Genomic DNA, 17,878 nt, shown 5'->3' with positions numbered 1-17,878 from the left:
TTTAGGGGCGAGGTCCCCCCATGTAAAGTGATTCGAGGACCCGGAAAAATACAGCGGGGTGAAGTGTGACGATTGTGCGACAGCCGACCCGGGCGGGGGTGCGCGACGCTGCAGCGAAGATCGCAGCGATTTTGCCGCAAACCCCTCTGCTGACAGCGGAAATTCGCGGGGTTCCGGTGTGCTTCAAGGCAGAGGCGCTCCAGCCGATCGGTGCCTTCAAGATCCGCGGGGCGTGGCATCGCCTGACTGCGCTCGACGCCGCGGCGCGCGAAAAAGGCGTCGTCGCCTTCTCTTCGGGGAATCACGCGCAGGGAGTCGCCTGGGCGGCGAAGCGGCTCGGCATTCCCGCGGTGATCGTGATGCCGGCCGATGCGCCGAAGGTGAAGCTCGATGCGACGCTGGCGATGGGCGCGGAGGTGGTGAAATACGACCGCGCCACCGAGAATCGCGAGAAGATCGCCGCGCACCTCGCGCATGCGCGCGGCGCGGCTTTGGTGCCGAGCTTCGACGATCCGTGGATTATCGAGGGGCAGGGCAGCGCGGGCATCGAGGCGATGACCCAGATGGTCGAGATGAAGCTGCCCGACCCGGCGCATATCGTGGTGCCGTGCGGCGGCGGCGGGCTGGCGGCGGGGCTTGCGCTGGCACTGCCTGAGGCCGAGCTGACTGTGGTCGAGCCCGAGGGCTGGGACGATATGCGGCGCAGCCTCGAGGCGGGATGGATCGAGCCGGTGGGCGACAACCCGCCGGCGACCGCGTGCGACGCGCTGCAGACGAAGGAAGTCTCGCCGCTGACCTTCGACGTGCTCAGCCGCCGCGACGCCAAGGGAGTCGCGGTGAGCGAGCGCGAAGTGCGCGAGGCGCAACGCTGGGCGGCGGCGAAGCTGCGGCTGGTGCTCGAGCCGGGCGGTTCGGTGGCACTGGCCGCGGTGCTTGCGGGCAAGATCGCGCTGGCGCCGGGCTTGCTGGTGATCCTCTCGGGGGGCAATGCCGATCCCGACGCCTATGCGGCGGTGCTGGGATCGAGGGACTGATGAAGGAAACGCGGTTCGGCGCGCTGATCGCCAATATTCTGAGCGTCGGCACGCGCGGGCTCGGCTGGTTCCTCTGGTATTTCCTGCGGCTGATCTATCGCGGCGAGCCGAGGGTGATCGCGGGCTTCGTCGGCGTCGGCGTGGCGATCGTGCTGCTGCTCTGGCTGGTGCTGCGATGACGGACCCCGCGCTCAACCCGCTGATGCTGAGCATCGCGGTGATCGCGATGTTCGCGCTGGTCTGGGGCGCGGTGCGGACGTGGCGCGGCGGCGACCGGTTCAAGGGCGTGCTGATGCTGATCGCCGCGCTGGTGCTGCTGGGCAATCTGCTGATCTGGAGCATCTAGGACCGGCATTGCCCGTCTGAAACCGGTTTACGACCGCAGAGGCGAGTGGCAGACAGGCGACGGCGAGGATGGCCGGGGATACCAAATGGACTCGCATCATTTTGCCGCAATCGCGCTGTTCGCGTCGACCTTGGTGTATGGACAGACCGCGCCGCCCGCCGCCGGCGACAAGCCCGCCGGACAGGAAGCCAGCGAGGGCTCGGTCACCGTCACGGGCAAGAAGGATCCGAAGAAGAAGCTCGTCTGCCAGACCGCGGTCTCGACCGGATCGGTGATCCCCAAACGGACCTGCAACACGGTCGCGGAGCTCGAAGAACGCGCCAAAAGGGATCGCGCGACGCTCGAACGGCTGAAGGAAGATCAGAACCGGCGCCAGGCGACCCAGACCATGGTCTGCCTCGAGACCGGGCGTTGCTAGGCCGCCGAGACCGGGGCGTGGTTACATCTGGTTACACAAGATCGTTGGACGCTCCGCCGGTCCGTCGATAGTTTCGCGGCTTCCGGGATGAAGGAGCGCGACGTGCGTCGGAACCTGATCCTTGCGGCGCTGGCAGCCGCGGTCGTGACCGCGCCGGCGCTGGCGCGCTATGCACCCGCGACGCAAGTGGCGCCCGTGCCGCGCGAGATTGCCTATGGTGCCGATCCGCTGCAGCGGCTCGATCTCTACCCCGCGCGAGGCGCGGCCGGGCCCGCGCCGCTGATCGTCTTCGTCCATGGCGGCGGCTGGCGGCAGGGCGACAAGCGCAACGCCACCGGCGGCGGGATGGCGCCGCATTTCACCGGGCGCGGGCTTGCCTTCGCTTCGGTCAACTATCGGCTGGTGCCGGACGCCACGGTCGAGGACCAGGCGCAGGACGTCGCCGACGCGATCGGCTATCTGTTCAGGCACGCGCGCGCGCTGGGAATCGATGCGTCACGCATCGTGCTCGCCGGGCACAGCGCGGGCGCGCATCTTTCGGCGTTGGTCGCCACCGATCCGCGCTATTTGAAGCGCGCGGGGCTGGGGCTCGACCAACTCGACGGCGTCGTGCTGCTCGACGGCGCCGCCTATGACGTGCCGGCGCAGCGGCAGGACGGGCCACGGATCATGCAGCGCATCTACGCGCAGGCGTTCGGCGACGATCCGGTGCGCCAGCGCGCGCTGTCGCCGACGCTGCAGGCCGCCGCGCCCAATGCGCCGGCGTTTCTGATCCTCCACGTCGATCGCGACGACGGCAAGCGCCAGTCCGATGCGCTCGGCGCGGCGCTGACCCGCGCCGGCGCCAGCGTCTCGGTGGAGGCACTGGCGGGCAAGGGGCTGCGCGGGCACATGGCGATCAACCGGTCGCTCGGCGACGCGGACTATCCGGGGACCGCGATCGTCGACGCATGGATCGACCGGACGCTGGGCGTCCGGCGCTAGACCTCAGCGGATCGGCGAGTTGGGATCGAGCCGCATGTCGAGATAGCGGTCCACCGAGCCCATCAGCTGGTCCATCTCGTGCTCGAAGAAGTGATTCGCGCCCGGAATGGTGTCGTGATGGATGGTGATGTGCTTCTGGGTGCGCAGCTTGTCGACCAGCTTCTGCGTCGCCGCCGGAGTCGCGACTTCGTCGGCTTCGCCCTGGATTATGATGCCCGAGCTGGGGCAGGGCGCGAGGAAGCTGAAATCGTACATGTTGGCCGGCGGCGCGACCGAGATGAAGCCGCGGATCTCGGGGCGGCGCATCAGCAGCTGCATGCCGATCCACGCGCCGAACGAGACGCCGGCGATCCACGTGGTCGAGGCCTCGGGGTGGAAGCTCTGCACCCAATCGAGCGCCGAAGCGGCATCCGAGAGCTCGCCGATGCCGTTGTCGAACGTGCCTTGGCTCTTGCCGACACCGCGGAAATTGAAGCGCAGCGTCGCGAAGCCGCGGCGCTGGAAGGTCTTGTAGAGCTCCTGGACGATGCGATTGTTCATCGTGCCGCCCGCATTGGGATGCGGGTGGAGGATCATCGCGACGGGCGCGCGCGGCTTGGGCGCAGGGGCGAAACGGCCTTCGAGGCGGCCTTCGGGACCGGGGAAGATGACTTCGGGCAATGTAGCCTGCCTTGAAAATGGGGCGCGCAGTGGAGCGCGGGGAGTTGGGCGCTATATAGGCAGCGCCGCCCTTCACGCAATTGGAACCAACTTGGCCGACCGTATCTATCTGGACCATGCCGCGACGACGCCGATGATCGCGCCCGCCAGGGCGGCGGTGATCGAGGGGATGGAGCGCTGGGCGAACCCCTCTTCGCCGCATGCCGAGGGCCGTGCGGCACGGGCGGCGCTGGAGGCGGCGCGCGCGCGGATCGCCGCGGCCTATGGCTGGGCGCACGAGACGATCCTGACCAGCGGCGCGAGCGAATCGCTGTGGATCGGCCTGCGTCGCGCGATGGCCGAGCGCGTGCTGATCACCGCGGTCGAGCATGATTCGGTGCTGCGCCATGCCGAGGGCGCGCAGGTGCTGCCGGTGCGGACCGACGGCACGCTCGATCTGGACGCGCTCAGGGCCGCGATCGGACCGCGCGTGCTGCTCTGCGTGCAGCGGACCAACAGCGAGACGGGGGTGATTCAACCGATCGAGGCGATTGCGGAGATCGTGCACGCGGCGGGCGGGCTGTTGCTGGTCGATGCCGCGCAGATGCCGGCGCGGGCCTCCGCGGCGGTGCTGCGCCACGCCGATCTGGTTGCGGTATCGGCGCACAAGAGGGGCGGGCCGCCGGGGATCGGCGCGCTGTTCGTTCGCGATTTCGCCGCGCTGATGCCGATGGGCGGCCAGGAAAAGGGCTATCGCGCGGGCACCGAGAATCTGCCGGGGGCATTGGGCTTCGCCGCTGCCGTGGAGGTGCCCGAGGACCTGCACGGACCCGCGGCGTTGCGCGCCCGGCTGGAGGCGGCGCTGGTGGGTGCGGAGATCGTCGGCGCGGAGAGCGCGCGGTCGCCGCTGATCGGGGCCTATCGGATGCCCGGCGTTTCCGCCGCAGCCCAGTTGATCCGCTTCGACATGGCGGGGATTTCGGTATCGGCGGGGAGCGCCTGCTCGTCGGGAAGCTTGCGGCCCAGCCACGTGCTGACCGCGATGGGCTGGGCCGAGCCGGCGCTGCGCGAAGTCGTGCGGGTGAGCTTCGGGCGCGGCACCACTGAGGACGAGGTCGATGCCTTCGCGGCGCTGTGGTGCGAGATCGCCGCCGAGGCGCGGACGCGCGCGGCATGACCTATCTCGACTATCAGGCGACCACGCCGCTCGCCCCCGAGGCGCTCGCCGCGATGCTGCCGTGGCTCGAGAGCCAGCACGCCAATCCGCATTCGGCGCATGCGGAGGGGCGCAAGGCCAAAGCCGCGGTGGAGGTGGCGCGCGACGATATCGCCGCGCTGATGCCCGGGGGCGGCACGTTGAGCTTCACCAGCGGCGCGACCGAGGCGCTCAATTGGGCGATCAAGGGCACGACCGGGCCGATCGTCACGCTCGCGAGCGAACATGCCGCGGTGCTCGACACGGTCGAGGCCGAAGCGCGCAAGGGGCGTCCGGTCACCGTGCTGCCGGTGGGAAGCGACGGACTGGCCGATTTCGCGGCGGCGCGGGCGGCGATCCAGCCCGGGACCGGGTTGGTCGCGGCGATGCTGGTCAACAACGAGATCGGAGTGATCCAGCCGATCGCGCAGCTCGCCGAGCTGGCGCATCGCGCGGGCGCGCTGTTCCTGTGCGACGCGGTGCAAGGCTATGGCCGGGTGCTGATCCCGGAAGAGTGCGACCTGATCGCGGTCTCCGCGCACAAGATTCACGGGCCGAAGGGCGTCGGCGCGCTGTGGATTCGCGATGGCATCACGCTCGCGCCGCTGCTCCATGGCGGCGGACAGGAGCCGGCGGGACGATCGGGAACGCTGTCGCCGGCGCTGTGCGCAGGATTCGGCGCCGCGGCGCGGCTCGCCAAGCAGCGTTTCGGGGCGGATCATGCCCATGCCGAGCAACTGTTCCGCGCGGCGCTCGCGCGGGTCGGCGGCGAATGGATGCTCAACGGCTCGCAAGCCGAGCGCTACCACGGCAATTTCAATATTCGCCGCGACGGGCTCGATGTCGCCCGGCTGATGTCGGACCTGCGCGACATCGCCTTTTCGGCGGGATCGGCGTGCGCGAGCGGATCGGGGCGGCCGAGCCATGTGCTGCGCGCGATCGGATTGCGCGACAGCGAGGCGCGATCGAGCATCCGGATCGGCTTCGGGCGCTACACCACGGAAGAGGAACTGCTCGCCGCGCTCGACCGGATCGTCGCGGCGGCGCGCGGACAGAAGGTGGCGGCATGATCCGCGTCCGGTTCGTCAGCGCCGACGAGAGCGAGACCCGCGAGGTCGAGGCCGCCGAGGGCGCGATCCTGCTCGAGGTGGCGCAGAATGCCGGTCAACCGCTCGAGGGCACCTGCGAGGGGCAGATGTCGTGCTCGACCTGTCATGTCATCATCGGCGGCGAGGATTTCGCGCGGCTACCGCGGGCGAGCGAGGAAGAGGAGGACATGCTCGACCTCGCGATCGGCGCGACGCGGACCAGCCGGCTCGCCTGCCAGATCGTGCTCGACGCGAGCCTCGACGGCATCACCGTGCGGATGCCGCCCGAGCATCGCGACATGCAGGGGCGCTGAAGCGCGACGGAACGGGGGCGGACGCCAGCCGTTCTGCGCCGTGATGGAAACGCCCAAGCTTCGGCAGACGCTCTACAATTTCGGCTGCCGCATCTCGGACAGGGGCGCAAACATCGCCGGCCATCCGATCGCGCTGGTCGGAGTCATCGTCTTCTGTCTGGCGTGGTTCCTGCTCCCGCTGGGCGACAAGGCCACCGCGGTGCTCACCCTCGTCCTCTCGGTGCTCGCGATCACGCTCACCCAGATGGTGCTCAACCAGCAGAAGCGGCACGAAGTGGCGCTGCATCTCAAGATCGACGAACTGATCCACGCGATGAAGGGCGCGCGCGACGAGCTGATGGAAGTGGAGAGCAAGAGCGAAGTCGAACTCGAGGCGCTGCGGATCTCCGGCGACCGCGCCGAAGAAGAGCTGGCGCAGCGGCGCGGCAAGAACCTGACGACCACCACGAGGGCTGCCGATGCCGACGCCGACGGAACCAGCGACGACGTTCCGGATTTGCAGCGATCGCAGGGGAGAGCATGACAGGAGAGCACGCATGAAGATCATCACGCTAGCGGCGGCCGCTGCCGCCGCGATTCTGGCGGTGCCCGCGGCATCGGCGGCATCGGCGGCGCCGGTGTCGACGGCGGCGCCGGCGGTCTCGGCCGCGGCCATCGCGGCGAGCGCGACCAGCCTCGTCGCGCAGGACGGCCGGCGCTATCATCGCGAGGAACATCGCCGCTACGACCGCCGCCATCGCCGGGCCTATTATCGCACGGTGTGCAAGCGCGAATGGCGCCATGGCCACCGCGTCCGCGTTTGCCGCAAGGTCCGCTATTATCGGTGACGGATTTCGGGAGCGCGCCGTTCCCGCGCTCCCGCACTTGCCTAAGCCGCGGACTTTGCCCATATGCGCCGCGGGAGTCGGGCGGACGTGGTCGTCGCCAACCCGGTCAGATCCGGAAGGAAGCAGCCGTAACGATTTCGCCGCGGGTCGTTCCGGCTCCCACCTTTGCCTCACATTGACAAAGATCCTGCCCGGGCGGAGATTCCGGATATGGAACATTTTAACATCGAGGTTCCCGAGGGCTTGCGCGCCGAACTGGATCAGGGCGTGCGGGATGGGGGGTTCCCAGGTCCTGCCGAGTTCATCGCCGCGCTGATACGGGATCATCGGCAAAGGCGCGACGCGCTGATCGCCGCCTTGATCGAAGGCGAGGAGAGCGGGTTCGATGAACGCTCGATCGAGGACATCATAGCGGAAGGCCGCAAGCGCGCGGGTCTGTGAAGCTACGAGTATCGCGAGCCGCTGGTCGCGATCTAGACGCCATCTATTCCTGGACGCTCGAGCGCTGGGGTGTATCGCGCGCCGATGGCTATTTGCGCTCGTTCAATCCATCGTTCGTTCGCCTTCGCGAAAATCCGGAGCTCGGCCCGACTTCGGATATCCGCGAGGGCTATCGCAAGCTGCGCCATCGCGAACACATTGTCTTCTAACGCATCCTCTCCGATCATATCGAGATCGAGCGCATCCTCCACGTCCGCATGGACTTGCCACGCCACCTGCGCTGAGCCTTCGACATCCGCCGCGCGGCAACCTAGATAGGTTGCGATGTCCGATTCCCTGCTTGGCCTCGACGAACCCCCGCAGCCGCGCGACAATGCGTACCGTGTGCTCGCCCGCAAATACCGGCCGCAGACGTTCAGCGAACTGATCGGCCAGGACGCGATGGTCCAGACCCTGGGCAACGCGATCAAGCGCGACCGACTGGCGCATGCGTTCCTGCTCACCGGCGTCCGCGGGGTCGGCAAGACCTCGACGGCGCGGCTGATCGCCAAGGCGCTCAACTGCATCGGTCCCGACGGGCAGGGCGGGCCGACGATCGATCCGTGCGGGGTCTGCGAGCCGTGCCGGGCGATCGCCGAGGGGCGGCATATCGACGTGATCGAGATGGACGCGGCGAGCCATACCGGCGTCGACGATGTCCGCGAGATCATCGAGGCGTCGCGCTATTCGGCGGTGTCGGCGCGCTACAAGATCTACATCATCGACGAAGTCCATATGCTGTCGAAGAGCGCGTTCAACGCGCTGCTCAAGACGCTCGAGGAGCCGCCGGCGCATGTGAAGTTCCTGTTCGCCACCACCGAAGTGAACAAGGTGCCGGTGACGGTGCTGTCGCGCTGCCAGCGCTTCGATCTGCGCCGCATTCCGGCCGAGAAGCTCGCCGCGCATTTCGCGATGGTCGCGCAGGCCGAAGGCGTCGAGGCCGAGCCCGAGGCGCTGACGCTGATTGCGCGCGCAGCGGAGGGCTCGGCGCGCGACGGGCTGTCGATCCTCGACCAGGCGATCGCGCATGCCGGGCTCGAAGGCGGCGGGGTGCACGCCGAGGCGGTGCGCCAGATGCTCGGCCTCTCGGACCGCGGCGCGATCCGGACGCTGTTCGGGCTGCTGCTCGCCGGCGACGCGTCGGGCGCGCTTGCGGCGCTGCGCGGGCAATATGATCTCGGCGTCGATCCGCAGGCGGTGCTGCGCACCTTGCTCGAGACGGTCCATGGCGTGACTCTCGCCAAGCTCGGCACCGAGGCGAATGCCGGGCAATCGACCGAGGAATTGAAGGCGCTGCAGGATTGGGCGGCGGGGCTGTCCTTCCCGGCGCTGCACCGGCTGTGGCAGCTGCTGCTGCGCGGCCATGACGAAGTCGCCAGGGCGGTGCTGCCGATCGAGGCGTGCGAGATGGCGCTGCTGCGCGTGATCCATGCCTCGCAACTGCCCGATCCCGGCGAGCTGGCGCGCCAGATCGCGAACGGCAGCGTGAGCGTTTCGCTTCCCGCGTCGGCGCCCGCCGCGGTCGCGACCTCCGCCGAGCCGGCGATGCCGGGCAACATGGCCGAGCTCGTCGCGCATCTCGAGCGCAACAAGCGTTTCCAGCTCGCCCAGCAGGTGCGCGACTATCTGCGCCCGGTGCGGTTCGAGGGCTCGGAGTTCGATTTCGGCGCCGCCCGCGACCTGCCGCAGGATTTCATCCGCGATCTGGGCGCGGCGCTGCGCGAATCGACCGGGGTCAATTGGCGGCTGACCTGCGTTGAGGACGCAGCGGCGCCGACGCTGCGCGAGGAAGCGGCCGCGAACGAAGCCGCCGAGCGCGACGCGGTGCTGGCCTCGCCGGTGGTCGCGGCGGCGATCGAAGCCTTTCCCGATGCCGAGCTGATCGGCTGGACCAAAACACGGAGTAATCAGGCATGAAGAGCCTCGAAGACATCATGGCGATGGCACAGAACGTCCAGAACGAGCTGACCAAGGCGCAGGCGACGCTCGACACGATCGAGGTCGAGGGGGCCTCGGGCGGCGGGCTGGTCAAGGTCAGGGCGAGCGCCAAGGGCCGGATCATCGGCGTCGACATCGACGAATCGCTGCTCGCGCCGTCGGAGAAGGGCATGCTCGAGGACCTCGTCGCGGCGGCGTTCAACGACGCGCGCGCCAAGGCCGACGCGGCGTCGCAGGCGGAGATGTCGAAGATGAGCAGCGGGCTGCCGCTGCCGCCCGGATTCAAGCTGCCTTTCTAAGGGGAAATTCGTGAAGAGGGGGATCAATACCGAGGCGCTTGCGTCCCGGATGACCGGGATGCTCGCGCGCGGGGACTGGCCGGGGCTCAAGGCGGCAGCGACGCAATTGCCACCCGAAGAGGCCTTCACGGCGCTGCGCCTGCTCGGCGAGCGGGCGCCGATGGATGCATCGATAGAGGCGCTGGCGACCGACGACGAGGCGGCTGGCCTTCTCCTCGCCGGCGTCCTGCTGCAGCAGCGCGCAGGGCGGGTGCGCGGCTATGGCCGGGCCGCTGAGATCTCGGAAGATGTGTGGGAAACCTATGTCCCGCTGCTCGAGCGGGCGCAGCTTCTCCTCGACCGCGCGGTGGCGGCGAATCCGCAGTTCGGCGTCGCCGCGGCATGGCTGATGGCGGCGAGCGTCGATGCTTCGGAGGATGACAAGGCGTTTGCCGAGCGCGCGCTGCTCTCCGCGACCGGCGTGCCCGCCTCGGGCTGGGGGCGGCTGCTCTCGGCGCGGACGCAGAAATGGGGCGGCTCGCACGAGGCGATGTGGCGGATCGCGCGGCTGGTGGCGGACCGCGACCCGCCCGGCACGCAGATGCTGATCGCACGGGCGCATTTCGAGCAGCAGCTCTGGTACGAGCAGTTCGAGGACGGCCCGGAAGCGGCGGCGAAGGCCGCTGCCTATTTCCGCGATTCCGCAGTTCTCGAAGAGATGGACCGGGCCTCCGCCAAGGTGCTCGAATCGGACACCGACGACCTTTCTGCGCGATTGCTCGCCGACAATTGGTTCGCCTTTGTCTGGTTCATGGCCGGAGAGCATCGCCGCGCGCGGCCGCATCTCCAGCGGATCGGAGGCGACGCCGACCCCTCGGCTTGGCAGGTGGCGATGCCGGCGAAGAAGGTGCTGCGCTATGCGCGCCGCCGCGCGGGGCTGTGGCCCTGGCAGTGACAGGTGGAACCCGACAAGCGGCTCTCACGTTGGAAGGCCGGACTTTTCGGGAGAGAAAAACAATGGTCGATCGAGTTGTTGAGCGTACCGATGGTACGACTTCGGAGCGCGTGACCGAGACGGCGAGCGCACCCGGCAGCACGACCGTGATCGAGCGGCGCGGCGGTGGCGGCGCGGGCCTGTTGATCGGGCTGGCGGTGCTGGTCCTCGTGGTGATCGGCGCGCTCTATCTGATCAACCAGAACAACCGCGAGAATGTGAAGACCGACGCGATCACCCAGGCCGCGAAGGACGTCGGCGGCGCGGCCAAGGACGTCGGCGGCGCCGCCAAGGATGCCGCGAAGAAGGTCGACTGATCAGCGCAGGCAGGCGTCGAGCCCGTCGCCCGCAACGACGCCGATCCGGCGATTGATCGAATTGCCGTAGCGCCGCGTGAAGCCCCTCGGGTCGATCGCGGCGCGTTCCTTGGGAAGCGGCAGCACCGCGGCGATCAGCGCGGCCTCGCGATCGGTCATCCGCGACGCGTCATGCTTGAAATAGCGCATCGCGCCGGCGTTGACGCCATAGGTGCCGATCCCGGTCTCGGCGACGTTGAGATAGACTTCCATGATCCGGCGCTTGCCCCAGATATTCTCGATGAGCAGCGTGAACCACGCCTCGAGGCCTTTGCGGAAATAGCCGCCGCCCTGCCAGAGGAAGACGTTCTTGGCGGTCTGCTGGCTGATCGTCGATCCGCCGCGGATGCGCTTCTTGCCGGTGGCGTTACGCGCCGCGGCGGCGGCGATCGCCTTGTAATCAAAGCCGTTATGCTCGCAGAAGCGGCCGTCCTCGGCGGCGATCGCGGCGCGCGCCATGCTCGCATCGATGCGGTCGAGGCTCATCCAGCGTTTGGTGACGCCGTGGCCGCCGACGATGTCGCCGATCATCGTGAAGGTGATCGGCGGATTGATGAAGCGCAGCGCCGCGACCCACAGCACCGAGCCGATCACGAAGATGAGGATCGCCTTGACGATCCAGCCGAGGATCCGCCGCCGCAGCGTCTTGCGCGGACGTTTGGGCGCCGCCTCGGCCCCGGGCGTATCGACGCGCGTCGTCACTTGCGGTGCCCGGGTCGCACGCGGCGGTTGCATCGGATCGTCGTTCCGTTCGTCACCCATGGGGGCACGATTGGCGGCGCCCGTCGATCAACGCAACCGCTTCGTCGTCGTCAGTAGGCAGCGAGAAGCCGCTTCTCGCCGGCGAGGCGCATCATCGCCTTCTGGAGCTTCTCGAAGGCGCGGACCTCGATCTGGCGGACGCGCTCGCGCGACACGCCATAGACCTGCGAGAGTTCCTCGAGCGTCTTGGGATCGTCGGTCAGGCGACGCTCGGTGAGGATGTGCTTCTCGCGCTCGTTGAGATCTTCCATCGCGTCGACGAGCATCTCGTGACGGACATCCGCCTCCTGCGCCTCGGCCACGGCCTCGTCCTGGAGCTGGCTGTCGTCCTGCAGCCAATCCTGCCACTGGCCCTCGCCATCCTCGCGCATCGGCACGTTGAGCGAGGTATCCCCGCCCATCGCCATGCGGCGATTCATCGAGGTGACCTCTTCCTCGGTCACGCCCAGATCGGTGGCGATCTTGGCGAGATGCTCGGGCGAGAGATCGCCGTCCTCGAACGCGTCGAGCTTGGCCTTCATCCGGCGCAGGTTGAAGAACAGCTTCTTCTGCGCGGCAGTGGTGCCCATCTTCACGAGGCTCCACGAGCGCAGGATGAACTCCTGGATCGAGGCGCGAATCCACCACATCGCATAGGTGGCGAGGCGGAAGCCGCGATCGGGCTCGAACTTCTTCACGCCCTGCATCAGGCCGATATTGCCTTCCGAGATCAGCTCGGAGACGGGCAGGCCATAGCCGCGATAGCCCATGGCGATCTTCGCCACGAGACGCAGATGCGAGGTGACCAGCTGTGCGGCCGCATCGGGGTCGCCATGCTCCTGAAAGCGCTTGGCGAGCATATATTCCTGCTCGGGCGCGAGGATCGGAAACTTCTTGATCTCGGCCAGGTAGCGGTTGAGGCTCGCCTCGCCGCCGAGAGCAGGAATCGTCGCCGGGACGTTGCTGCCATTTGCCATGATCAATCTCCCTTCACTGGGCGCGATACCACAAGGGCAGCGCCACCAAATTCATACGATGAGCTTATTGAACAGTTCCTGCATGTCCGCAGGCATTTCGCTATCGAATGCCAAAGCGTGGCTTTTCACGGGGTGAATGAACCCCAGATGGGCCGCATGCAAGGCCTGTCGACGGAAATCCAGCGTTGCCAAAACTGTCCGGTGCGCCGGCCGTGTCCCGCCATAGACCGGATCGCCCAATAACGGGTGCCCGATCGAAGCCATGTGGACACGAACCTGATGCGTCCGCCCGGTTTCGAGCTTGCATTCGATCAACGCCGCCTCGCGCAACTGGCGCAGCAGGCGCCAATGGGTGATCGCATGCTTGCCCTGACCTTCGCCGACGACCGCCATCTTCTTGCGATTGGTCGAGGATCGCCCGAGCCGCGCTTCGACGGTGCCTTCGGATGCCTTGACCATCCCCGCGACGATCGCCTTGTAGCGCCGATCGATGCTGTGCGCCTTGAACTGGCGCGCCAGCCCTTCATGGGCGCGGTCGGTCTTGGCGGCGACCATCAGCCCCGACGTGTCCTTGTCGATGCGATGGACGATGCCCGGCCGCGCGACGCCGCCGATCCCGGAAAGCTGGCCCGCGCAATGATGGAGCAGCGCGTTGACCAGCGTGCCGTCGAGATTGCCGGCGGCCGGATGGACAACCAGCCCGGCGGGCTTGTCGATCACGATCAGATGTTCGTCCTCGAAGACGATGTCGAGCGCGATGTCCTGCGCCTCGTTGTGCGCCGGGGTCGGGTCGGGCACCGCGATGCTGAACCGCGCGCCGCCCGCCGCCTTCTTCGCGGGGTCGCGGGCAAGGCCCTCGGGGCCCGTGACCGCGCCGCTGGAAATCAGCGCCTTAAGGCGTTCGCGGGAGAGCGTGGGCACGGCATCGGCGAGCGCGCGATCGAGCCGCCATCCGTCCGCGGCCTCCGCAATCCGCGCTTCGAGTGTAGTAACCCCCCGGTCCATTCTGTAGGCATAGATGGGGATGACGATACGCGTTTCAAGATCTGTACTGATCGGTATCCGGCGGATTTCCGCGGATCGCGCGCCCCATGAGGCATGTGGATTGCTGTTTGGTGGCGCGGATGCGGTCACTGCGATGCAAGCCGTTGAGAATGTGGCCGAAGCGCCCGAACGGCGGTTCGAGATCGACCCGGCGGCGCTGTTCGCCGCGCTGCGCGCCGAGCGCGCGGGCGGGCCGAAGATCGCGGGATATTGGCACTCGCACCCGAGCGGCGAGGCGACGCCATCGGCCACCGACGCGGCGATGGCGGCGCCCGACGGCAAGCTGTGGCTGATCATCGGGGAACGCGAAGTCCGGCTGTGGCGCGCCGGGCCGGCAGGGGCGGTGCTGGATCGTTTCACCGAGCTGACGTTCACCGATGCCTAGCCCTTTCGATCGCCGATAGTAGCGCTGGACATCGCCCGAAGATTTTTCCGGACGCGACGGGCGAGTCGCCAGATCATGGGAAGGTGTCGACAGATACGACGTCAAAAAATGCGACGACCGGCGGCAGATTCTATTTTACGTCCGGTGCCGGTACCAAGTTGAGGCGCAAGGACGCAATTGTATGCGTTGGTATTGCATTTTGCCGTCATATTTTAATCGTTCGTTCCAAGATTCGGATGAGAAAGGAAAAATAACTGCGCGATGGGCCGTTAGGGCGTTGCGCGGCGCCAACAGATAATTTAAGTTAGATTTATTCGGCGGAGCATTGCTTGCGGTGCCCGCCGGAGTTCCTTGGGAAGGGAACGAACAAGCTGGTGCCGTGTGCAGATATCTGGGGGTAACAGATGTCGTACCTGATGGGGCCGCAGTTGCCGATGGAGATGCGTCTCACCCTGAGAGGGAAAGGCGCGGCAAGCGAGCTGCCCGAAGGCTGCAATGACGTCGGCGCGCTATCCGGTCCCGATGGCGATCTGGGCCTGGCCGGTGACGAGCTCGCGCAGGTTGCCGTGGTCGACGGCCGCTGGAACATCCTCGTGGTCAATGCCGCCTGGAAGCGCGCGGTCGAGCAAGTCGGTCAGCCCGCGCTGCTGCGCCGCGGCGGCAATCTCGCCCGCTATTTCAACGACAACCTCTATGTCGACCGCAACGGCGCCGAAGTGATGCTGCGCGGCATGCGCGAGATCGATTCGGGTAGCACCAGCCAGTTCATCGGATCGTATCGCGCCGGCGCCGATGATTGCCATTTCCAGATCTCGATCTCGGTCTTCGAGACCGACAATCGTCGCTACGCGACGGTCTCCCGGATCAACGTGACCGAGCTGATCGCGCTGCGCGCGCAGACGCTGAGCCTGAGCGCATGCCTGATGCGCGCGCAGGCGAGCCTGATCCGGGCGCAGGAAGACGAGCGCCAGCGCGTCGCGCGCGAGCTCCACGACACCGCCGCGCAGCACCTGACCGGAGTCAATCTGGGGCTGGCGCGGCTGCTCGCGGTGAGCAGCGACCCCGCGGCGATCGCGATCGCGCAGGAGATCAGCGACCTTCTCGCGCAATTCCATCGCGACCTGCGCGGAGTGACCTATATGCTGCACCCGCCCGAGCTTCGGCTCTGCGGGCTGCACGCCGCGGTCGGCGCGCTGTGCGAGGGGCTCGAGCAGCGTTCGGGGTTGCAGATTTCGGTGCAAATCTACGGGAACGACCGCCGCCGCGGCACGGCCGTGGAGGCGGCGATGTTCCGCGTCGTCCAGGAGGCGCTCGCCAATATCCATCGCCATGCCCATGCGGAGCATGTCCGGGTCCGGCTGGAGAGCCGCGACGACATCCTGTTCGTCGTGGTGAAGGACGACGGCATCGGGCTGCCCGAAGGGTGGCGCGATCGCCCGCCATCGGGCGTCGGGATGGCGGCGATGGCGAACCGGGTGATCGAACTCGGCGGACGCTTCGCGATCCGCTCGCGCCCGGTGGCGCGGGGAACCACCGTCGCCGCCGCGATTCCGCGCGACGGCGCTGGCCAGACCTTCGTGCCGGCCGAAGGGTTCGTCGCCGCCTGACGCCGACCCCGGCGGACGCTTTCAGGGTTCGATGATGTTGTTGCGCACGGCGAAGCGGACGAGCTCGGCCGTGGTGCGCAGCTTGAGCTTGTGCATCGCCGAGGCGCGATGCGTCTCGACCGTCTTGACGCTGATGTTGAGGATGTAGCCGACTTCCTTGTTGATCTTGCCCTCGGCGATCAGCTGGACCACCTCGCGCTCGCGATGCGTCAGCGTCGCCTGGGCGTGCGGGGAGGAATCGAGGAAGCGCTCGAGCAGCGTTTCGGAGATCACGCCGGAGAAATAGGGGCGGTGGATCGAAAGCGCGTCGATCGCCGCGAGGAGATGCTTCTCGGTATCCGATTTGAGCACATAGCCGCGCGCGCCGGCGCGGAGCACCTCGAGCACCAGATCCTCGCGCTCGTGCATGGTGTAGACGAGCACCTCGAGCCGGGGATTTTCGCGCTTGAGCGCGGCGGTGAGATCGAGGCCGTTCAGCTCGGGGAGCGAATAATCGATCACCGCGATGTCGGGCTGGGTCGACCGGGCCTCCTCGAGCGCCGCGCGGCCATTGGCGGCCTCGGCCACGATGTGCAGATTGGGACGCGTCTCGAGGAGCGTGCGGACGCCGCGGCGGACCACGTCGTGATCGTCGGCGATCAATATGCGGCGCGTCACGCTACTCACGGGAGCGCCTCAAGGCCGAAAGGTCATCCTGCATCGCCGTCCTCGCCACATGCGGGCCAACAGTAGCTGCGGCGCCCCGCCTGGGAAGCGTCTCCCGGCGCGTCAGTCCCTGTTTGCCCGTGAACAGTCTCCGTGAAAGCGCGGCGGGTGGCCATAGAGAAAAACCCCTAGCCGATGACTTGCCGCACCGGTGCGGCAAAGTCGATATACCCGAGCCGCCGCAGCGAAAATCCTTGGTTTCCCGACAGAAAAAAAGGGCCGCGTTGTTCACGCGGCCCTTGCCGCCGGCCGCGCAGCGCGGGCGTTCCTCCGGCAGGCACGCGGGCGTCGGAGAGCACAGACCCTGCATGCCGCCGGTCCGCATGCGCGTAGCCAGCGAAGTCAGTGCGGCGGCGGTCGCTGTCCATCCCGCCGCCGCACCTGATGACGCGCCTCTCAAGGGGGGAGGAGAGAGAAGCCGTTCCATCGTGGCGTGGGAAGAAGTCCCGGGAAAATGCGCTGGGCAACTGGCATTCCTGGACCTCTTCGATCGCAGCTCCGATTAGGGGGCGGGGGCGGGCTGTCTCAATCGGGAGGAACCCCGGGGCAGCGGCCGAACTCTACCTAGAACGGCAAACTGCGCCGCGGGAACGTTTCACCCCCGCATCTCGTTTGCCTTTCGGTATCAATGGAGTGCCCAAGATGCTTTGGACCATCGCGCTAATTCTGATCGTGCTCTGGCTGCTCGGCTTCGCCTTCCATATCGGCGGCGGGCTGATCCACCTCATCCTCGTCGTCGCGCTCATCGTCGGGCTCATCCAGCTCTTCTCGGGGCGTCGCGTCGTCTAGCGATGGGGCAGCGAGAGGCCGCGGCTTGCAGCGGCCTCGTTGCTGCGCCAAAGAGGCGCTGGGGTAACCGGAGCCAATATCCTTGAACATCAGCCCGACCGATTTCGCGAGCCTGTTGTGTTCGAGGCTTTGCCACGACCTGCTCAGTCCTGTCGGCGCGCTCAACAACGGGCTCGAACTGCTCGCGGACGAGCACGACCCGGAGATGCGCGCGCGCTGCCTCGAGCTGCTCAGCGAGAGTGCGCGGGCGAGTGCGAACAAGCTGAAATTCTTCCGGCTCGCCTTTGGCGCGGCGGGCGGCTTCGGCGAGACGGTCGACACGCGCGAGGCGCAGGCGGCGCTCGAGGGGCTGTTCGGTGACAATCACCGCGTCAAGATCGGCTGGATGGTCGAGGACCCGGTGCTGCCCAAGCACGCGATCAAGGTGCTGCTCAACCTCGCGCTGATCGGCGGCGACGCGCTGATCCGCGGCGGCCAGCTCGATATCGGCGCCGAGATCGTCGAGGGTTCGATCGAGATCGTGGTGCGCGCCGACGGGCCGCGCATCGTGCTCGATCCCGAGCTGCGTGGCGCGCTGGCCGGTGGGCAGGAAGATATGCCGATCACCCCGCGCGCGGCGGCGGCGTTCCTCGCGCATGCGCTGGTCCAGCAGGGCGGCGGCAAGCTGCAGGTGAGCCCGCCGGATTCGGACGTGCTGCTGTTCGGGGCGAGCTTCAAGGTCGGTTGACCTGCAATCGAC

General features: G+C 67.6%; 25 protein-coding genes and 1 other RNA gene. 21 read left to right on the top strand and 5 right to left on the bottom strand.

Features of this window, described 5'->3' with window-relative positions:
- Positions 1-65 precede the first annotated feature (65 nt).
- From E5A74_RS07320 to E5A74_RS07305, 5 genes are all read left to right on the top strand, one after another.
- Positions 66-1,034, top strand: a complete 969-nt coding sequence (locus tag E5A74_RS07320) for a threonine ammonia-lyase (protein ID WP_206365789.1) — start codon at positions 66-68, stop codon at positions 1,032-1,034.
- Positions 1,034-1,213: a hypothetical protein gene (locus tag E5A74_RS07315; RefSeq protein WP_135983590.1), complete on the top strand. Its 180-nt coding sequence runs from the start codon at positions 1,034-1,036 to the stop codon at positions 1,211-1,213. The genes E5A74_RS07320 and E5A74_RS07315 overlap by 1 nt, the downstream gene beginning before the upstream one ends.
- Complete coding sequence (locus E5A74_RS20875; protein WP_166745681.1) at positions 1,210-1,380, top strand: hypothetical protein; 171 nt, start codon at positions 1,210-1,212, stop codon at positions 1,378-1,380. Before E5A74_RS07315 ends, E5A74_RS20875 begins: the two co-directional genes overlap by 4 nt.
- An 85-nt stretch (positions 1,381-1,465) precedes the next feature.
- Positions 1,466-1,798: a hypothetical protein gene (locus tag E5A74_RS07310; protein WP_135983589.1), complete on the top strand. Its 333-nt coding sequence runs from the start codon at positions 1,466-1,468 to the stop codon at positions 1,796-1,798.
- A gap of 102 nt (positions 1,799-1,900) precedes the next feature.
- The gene (locus E5A74_RS07305; RefSeq protein ID WP_420822486.1) at positions 1,901-2,782 is read left to right on the top strand and encodes an alpha/beta hydrolase; all 882 of its coding nucleotides are present in this window, start codon (positions 1,901-1,903) and stop codon (positions 2,780-2,782) included.
- A 3-nt stretch (positions 2,783-2,785) separates the two neighbouring features.
- Here E5A74_RS07305 and E5A74_RS07300 read toward each other — a convergent pair whose 3' ends face one another.
- Complete coding sequence (locus E5A74_RS07300; RefSeq protein WP_135983587.1) at positions 2,786-3,442, bottom strand: alpha/beta hydrolase; 657 nt, start codon at positions 3,440-3,442, stop codon at positions 2,786-2,788.
- 91 nt (positions 3,443-3,533) lie between these two features.
- On the opposite strand from E5A74_RS07300, the gene E5A74_RS07295 reads away from it, so the two are divergent.
- The 12 genes from E5A74_RS07295 to E5A74_RS07240 all read left to right on the top strand — a co-directional run bounded on the left by E5A74_RS07295 (position 3,534) and on the right by E5A74_RS07240 (position 10,852).
- Complete coding sequence (locus tag E5A74_RS07295) at positions 3,534-4,598, top strand: cysteine desulfurase family protein (RefSeq protein WP_240699712.1); 1,065 nt, start codon at positions 3,534-3,536, stop codon at positions 4,596-4,598.
- Positions 4,595-5,686 (top strand): cysteine desulfurase family protein, encoded by a 1,092-nt coding sequence (locus E5A74_RS07290; protein ID WP_135983585.1) that lies wholly within the window; start codon positions 4,595-4,597, stop codon positions 5,684-5,686. Before E5A74_RS07295 ends, E5A74_RS07290 begins: the two co-directional genes overlap by 4 nt.
- Positions 5,683-6,018 carry a 2Fe-2S iron-sulfur cluster-binding protein gene (locus E5A74_RS07285; RefSeq protein WP_135983584.1) on the top strand — a complete coding sequence of 112 codons (336 nt, stop codon included), beginning with the start codon at positions 5,683-5,685 and terminating at the stop codon, positions 6,016-6,018. The genes E5A74_RS07290 and E5A74_RS07285 overlap by 4 nt, the downstream gene beginning before the upstream one ends.
- A 43-nt stretch (positions 6,019-6,061) precedes the next feature.
- On the top strand, positions 6,062-6,541 hold the full coding sequence (locus E5A74_RS07280) for a low affinity iron permease family protein (RefSeq protein ID WP_135983583.1): 480 nt from the start codon (positions 6,062-6,064) through the stop codon (positions 6,539-6,541).
- Positions 6,542-6,554: 13 nt separating this feature from the next.
- Positions 6,555-6,845: a hypothetical protein gene (locus tag E5A74_RS07275; RefSeq protein ID WP_135983582.1), complete on the top strand. Its 291-nt coding sequence runs from the start codon at positions 6,555-6,557 to the stop codon at positions 6,843-6,845.
- A 69-nt stretch (positions 6,846-6,914) separates the two neighbouring features.
- Positions 6,915-7,012, top strand: an RNA gene (ffs, locus tag E5A74_RS07270) — signal recognition particle sRNA small type.
- Between the two features lie 43 nt (positions 7,013-7,055).
- A complete protein-coding gene (locus tag E5A74_RS07265) occupies positions 7,056-7,286 on the top strand; it encodes a ribbon-helix-helix domain-containing protein (RefSeq protein WP_135983581.1) in 231 nt (76 codons plus the stop codon).
- The gene (locus E5A74_RS21430; protein ID WP_135983580.1) at positions 7,283-7,495 is read left to right on the top strand and encodes a type II toxin-antitoxin system RelE/ParE family toxin; all 213 of its coding nucleotides are present in this window, start codon (positions 7,283-7,285) and stop codon (positions 7,493-7,495) included. Before E5A74_RS07265 ends, E5A74_RS21430 begins: the two co-directional genes overlap by 4 nt.
- 115 nt (positions 7,496-7,610) lie before the next feature.
- Entirely contained in the window at positions 7,611-9,242 is a 1,632-nt protein-coding gene (locus E5A74_RS07255) for a DNA polymerase III subunit gamma/tau (RefSeq protein WP_135983579.1), read from the top strand.
- Positions 9,239-9,562 carry a YbaB/EbfC family nucleoid-associated protein gene (locus tag E5A74_RS07250; protein ID WP_135983578.1) on the top strand — a complete coding sequence of 108 codons (324 nt, stop codon included), beginning with the start codon at positions 9,239-9,241 and terminating at the stop codon, positions 9,560-9,562. The genes E5A74_RS07255 and E5A74_RS07250 overlap by 4 nt, the downstream gene beginning before the upstream one ends.
- Before the next feature lie 10 nt (positions 9,563-9,572).
- A complete protein-coding gene (locus tag E5A74_RS07245) occupies positions 9,573-10,496 on the top strand; it encodes a hypothetical protein (RefSeq protein WP_135983577.1) in 924 nt (307 codons plus the stop codon).
- Between the two features lie 110 nt (positions 10,497-10,606).
- On the top strand, positions 10,607-10,852 hold the full coding sequence (locus tag E5A74_RS07240) for a hypothetical protein (protein WP_338111802.1): 246 nt from the start codon (positions 10,607-10,609) through the stop codon (positions 10,850-10,852).
- On the opposite strand, the gene mtgA is transcribed toward E5A74_RS07240, so the two are convergent.
- From mtgA to E5A74_RS07225, 3 genes are read right to left on the bottom strand one after another with little or no spacing between them, the layout of a single operon-like run.
- Positions 10,853-11,653, bottom strand: a complete 801-nt coding sequence (gene mtgA, locus E5A74_RS07235; RefSeq protein ID WP_240699710.1) for a monofunctional biosynthetic peptidoglycan transglycosylase — start codon at positions 11,651-11,653, stop codon at positions 10,853-10,855.
- A 50-nt stretch (positions 11,654-11,703) separates the two neighbouring features.
- Complete coding sequence (gene rpoH, locus E5A74_RS07230) at positions 11,704-12,609, bottom strand: RNA polymerase sigma factor RpoH (RefSeq protein ID WP_135983575.1); 906 nt, start codon at positions 12,607-12,609, stop codon at positions 11,704-11,706.
- 51 nt (positions 12,610-12,660) lie between these two features.
- Positions 12,661-13,614 (bottom strand): RluA family pseudouridine synthase, encoded by a 954-nt coding sequence (locus E5A74_RS07225; RefSeq protein WP_135983574.1) that lies wholly within the window; start codon positions 13,612-13,614, stop codon positions 12,661-12,663.
- Between the two features lie 13 nt (positions 13,615-13,627).
- On the opposite strand from E5A74_RS07225, the gene E5A74_RS07220 reads away from it, so the two are divergent.
- Together E5A74_RS07220 and E5A74_RS07215 are read left to right on the top strand one after the other, a co-directional pair.
- Positions 13,628-14,038, top strand: a complete 411-nt coding sequence (locus tag E5A74_RS07220; RefSeq protein ID WP_338111801.1) for a M67 family metallopeptidase — start codon at positions 13,628-13,630, stop codon at positions 14,036-14,038.
- A 404-nt stretch (positions 14,039-14,442) separates the two neighbouring features.
- Positions 14,443-15,645 (top strand): sensor histidine kinase, encoded by a 1,203-nt coding sequence (locus tag E5A74_RS07215; RefSeq protein WP_135983572.1) that lies wholly within the window; start codon positions 14,443-14,445, stop codon positions 15,643-15,645.
- A 21-nt stretch (positions 15,646-15,666) separates the two neighbouring features.
- On the opposite strand, the gene E5A74_RS07210 is transcribed toward E5A74_RS07215, so the two are convergent.
- Entirely contained in the window at positions 15,667-16,311 is a 645-nt protein-coding gene (locus E5A74_RS07210) for a response regulator (RefSeq protein ID WP_206365788.1), read from the bottom strand.
- Positions 16,312-16,992: 681 nt separating this feature from the next.
- Here E5A74_RS07210 and E5A74_RS07205 point away from each other — a divergent pair.
- Both E5A74_RS07205 and E5A74_RS07200 read left to right on the top strand, forming a co-directional pair.
- Positions 16,993-17,139 carry a lmo0937 family membrane protein gene (locus E5A74_RS07205; protein ID WP_135983571.1) on the top strand — a complete coding sequence of 49 codons (147 nt, stop codon included), beginning with the start codon at positions 16,993-16,995 and terminating at the stop codon, positions 17,137-17,139.
- Positions 17,140-17,221: 82 nt separating this feature from the next.
- Positions 17,222-17,866 (top strand): histidine phosphotransferase family protein, encoded by a 645-nt coding sequence (locus E5A74_RS07200; RefSeq protein WP_135983570.1) that lies wholly within the window; start codon positions 17,222-17,224, stop codon positions 17,864-17,866.
- The last annotated feature ends 12 nt before the right edge of the window (positions 17,867-17,878 follow it).

Source organism: Sphingomonas naasensis (genome assembly GCF_004792695.1).
Classification (GTDB): Bacteria; Pseudomonadota; Alphaproteobacteria; order Sphingomonadales; family Sphingomonadaceae; genus Sphingomonas; species Sphingomonas naasensis.
Note: the sequence above shows the minus strand (reverse complement) of the source record. Positions and strands in the feature narration are given on the sequence as shown.

Coding starts and splice junctions, on each gene's coding strand:
- E5A74_RS07315 (WP_135983590.1), top strand. CDS start 1,034: ATGAAGGAAACGCGGTTCGGCGCGCTGATCGCCAATATTCTGAGCGTC.
- E5A74_RS20875 (WP_166745681.1), top strand. CDS start 1,210: ATGACGGACCCCGCGCTCAACCCGCTGATGCTGAGCATCGCGGTGATC.
- E5A74_RS07310 (WP_135983589.1), top strand. CDS start 1,466: ATGGACTCGCATCATTTTGCCGCAATCGCGCTGTTCGCGTCGACCTTG.
- E5A74_RS07290 (WP_135983585.1), top strand. CDS start 4,595: ATGACCTATCTCGACTATCAGGCGACCACGCCGCTCGCCCCCGAGGCG.
- E5A74_RS07285 (WP_135983584.1), top strand. CDS start 5,683: ATGATCCGCGTCCGGTTCGTCAGCGCCGACGAGAGCGAGACCCGCGAG.
- E5A74_RS07280 (WP_135983583.1), top strand. CDS start 6,062: ATGGAAACGCCCAAGCTTCGGCAGACGCTCTACAATTTCGGCTGCCGC.
- E5A74_RS07275 (WP_135983582.1), top strand. CDS start 6,555: ATGAAGATCATCACGCTAGCGGCGGCCGCTGCCGCCGCGATTCTGGCG.
- E5A74_RS07265 (WP_135983581.1), top strand. CDS start 7,056: ATGGAACATTTTAACATCGAGGTTCCCGAGGGCTTGCGCGCCGAACTG.
- E5A74_RS07255 (WP_135983579.1), top strand. CDS start 7,611: ATGTCCGATTCCCTGCTTGGCCTCGACGAACCCCCGCAGCCGCGCGAC.
- E5A74_RS07250 (WP_135983578.1), top strand. CDS start 9,239: ATGAAGAGCCTCGAAGACATCATGGCGATGGCACAGAACGTCCAGAAC.
- mtgA (WP_240699710.1), bottom strand. CDS start 11,653: ATGGGTGACGAACGGAACGACGATCCGATGCAACCGCCGCGTGCGACC.
- rpoH (WP_135983575.1), bottom strand. CDS start 12,609: ATGGCAAATGGCAGCAACGTCCCGGCGACGATTCCTGCTCTCGGCGGC.
- E5A74_RS07225 (WP_135983574.1), bottom strand. CDS start 13,614: ATGGACCGGGGGGTTACTACACTCGAAGCGCGGATTGCGGAGGCCGCG.
- E5A74_RS07220 (WP_338111801.1), top strand. CDS start 13,628: ATGGGGATGACGATACGCGTTTCAAGATCTGTACTGATCGGTATCCGG.
- E5A74_RS07215 (WP_135983572.1), top strand. CDS start 14,443: ATGTCGTACCTGATGGGGCCGCAGTTGCCGATGGAGATGCGTCTCACC.
- E5A74_RS07205 (WP_135983571.1), top strand. CDS start 16,993: ATGCTTTGGACCATCGCGCTAATTCTGATCGTGCTCTGGCTGCTCGGC.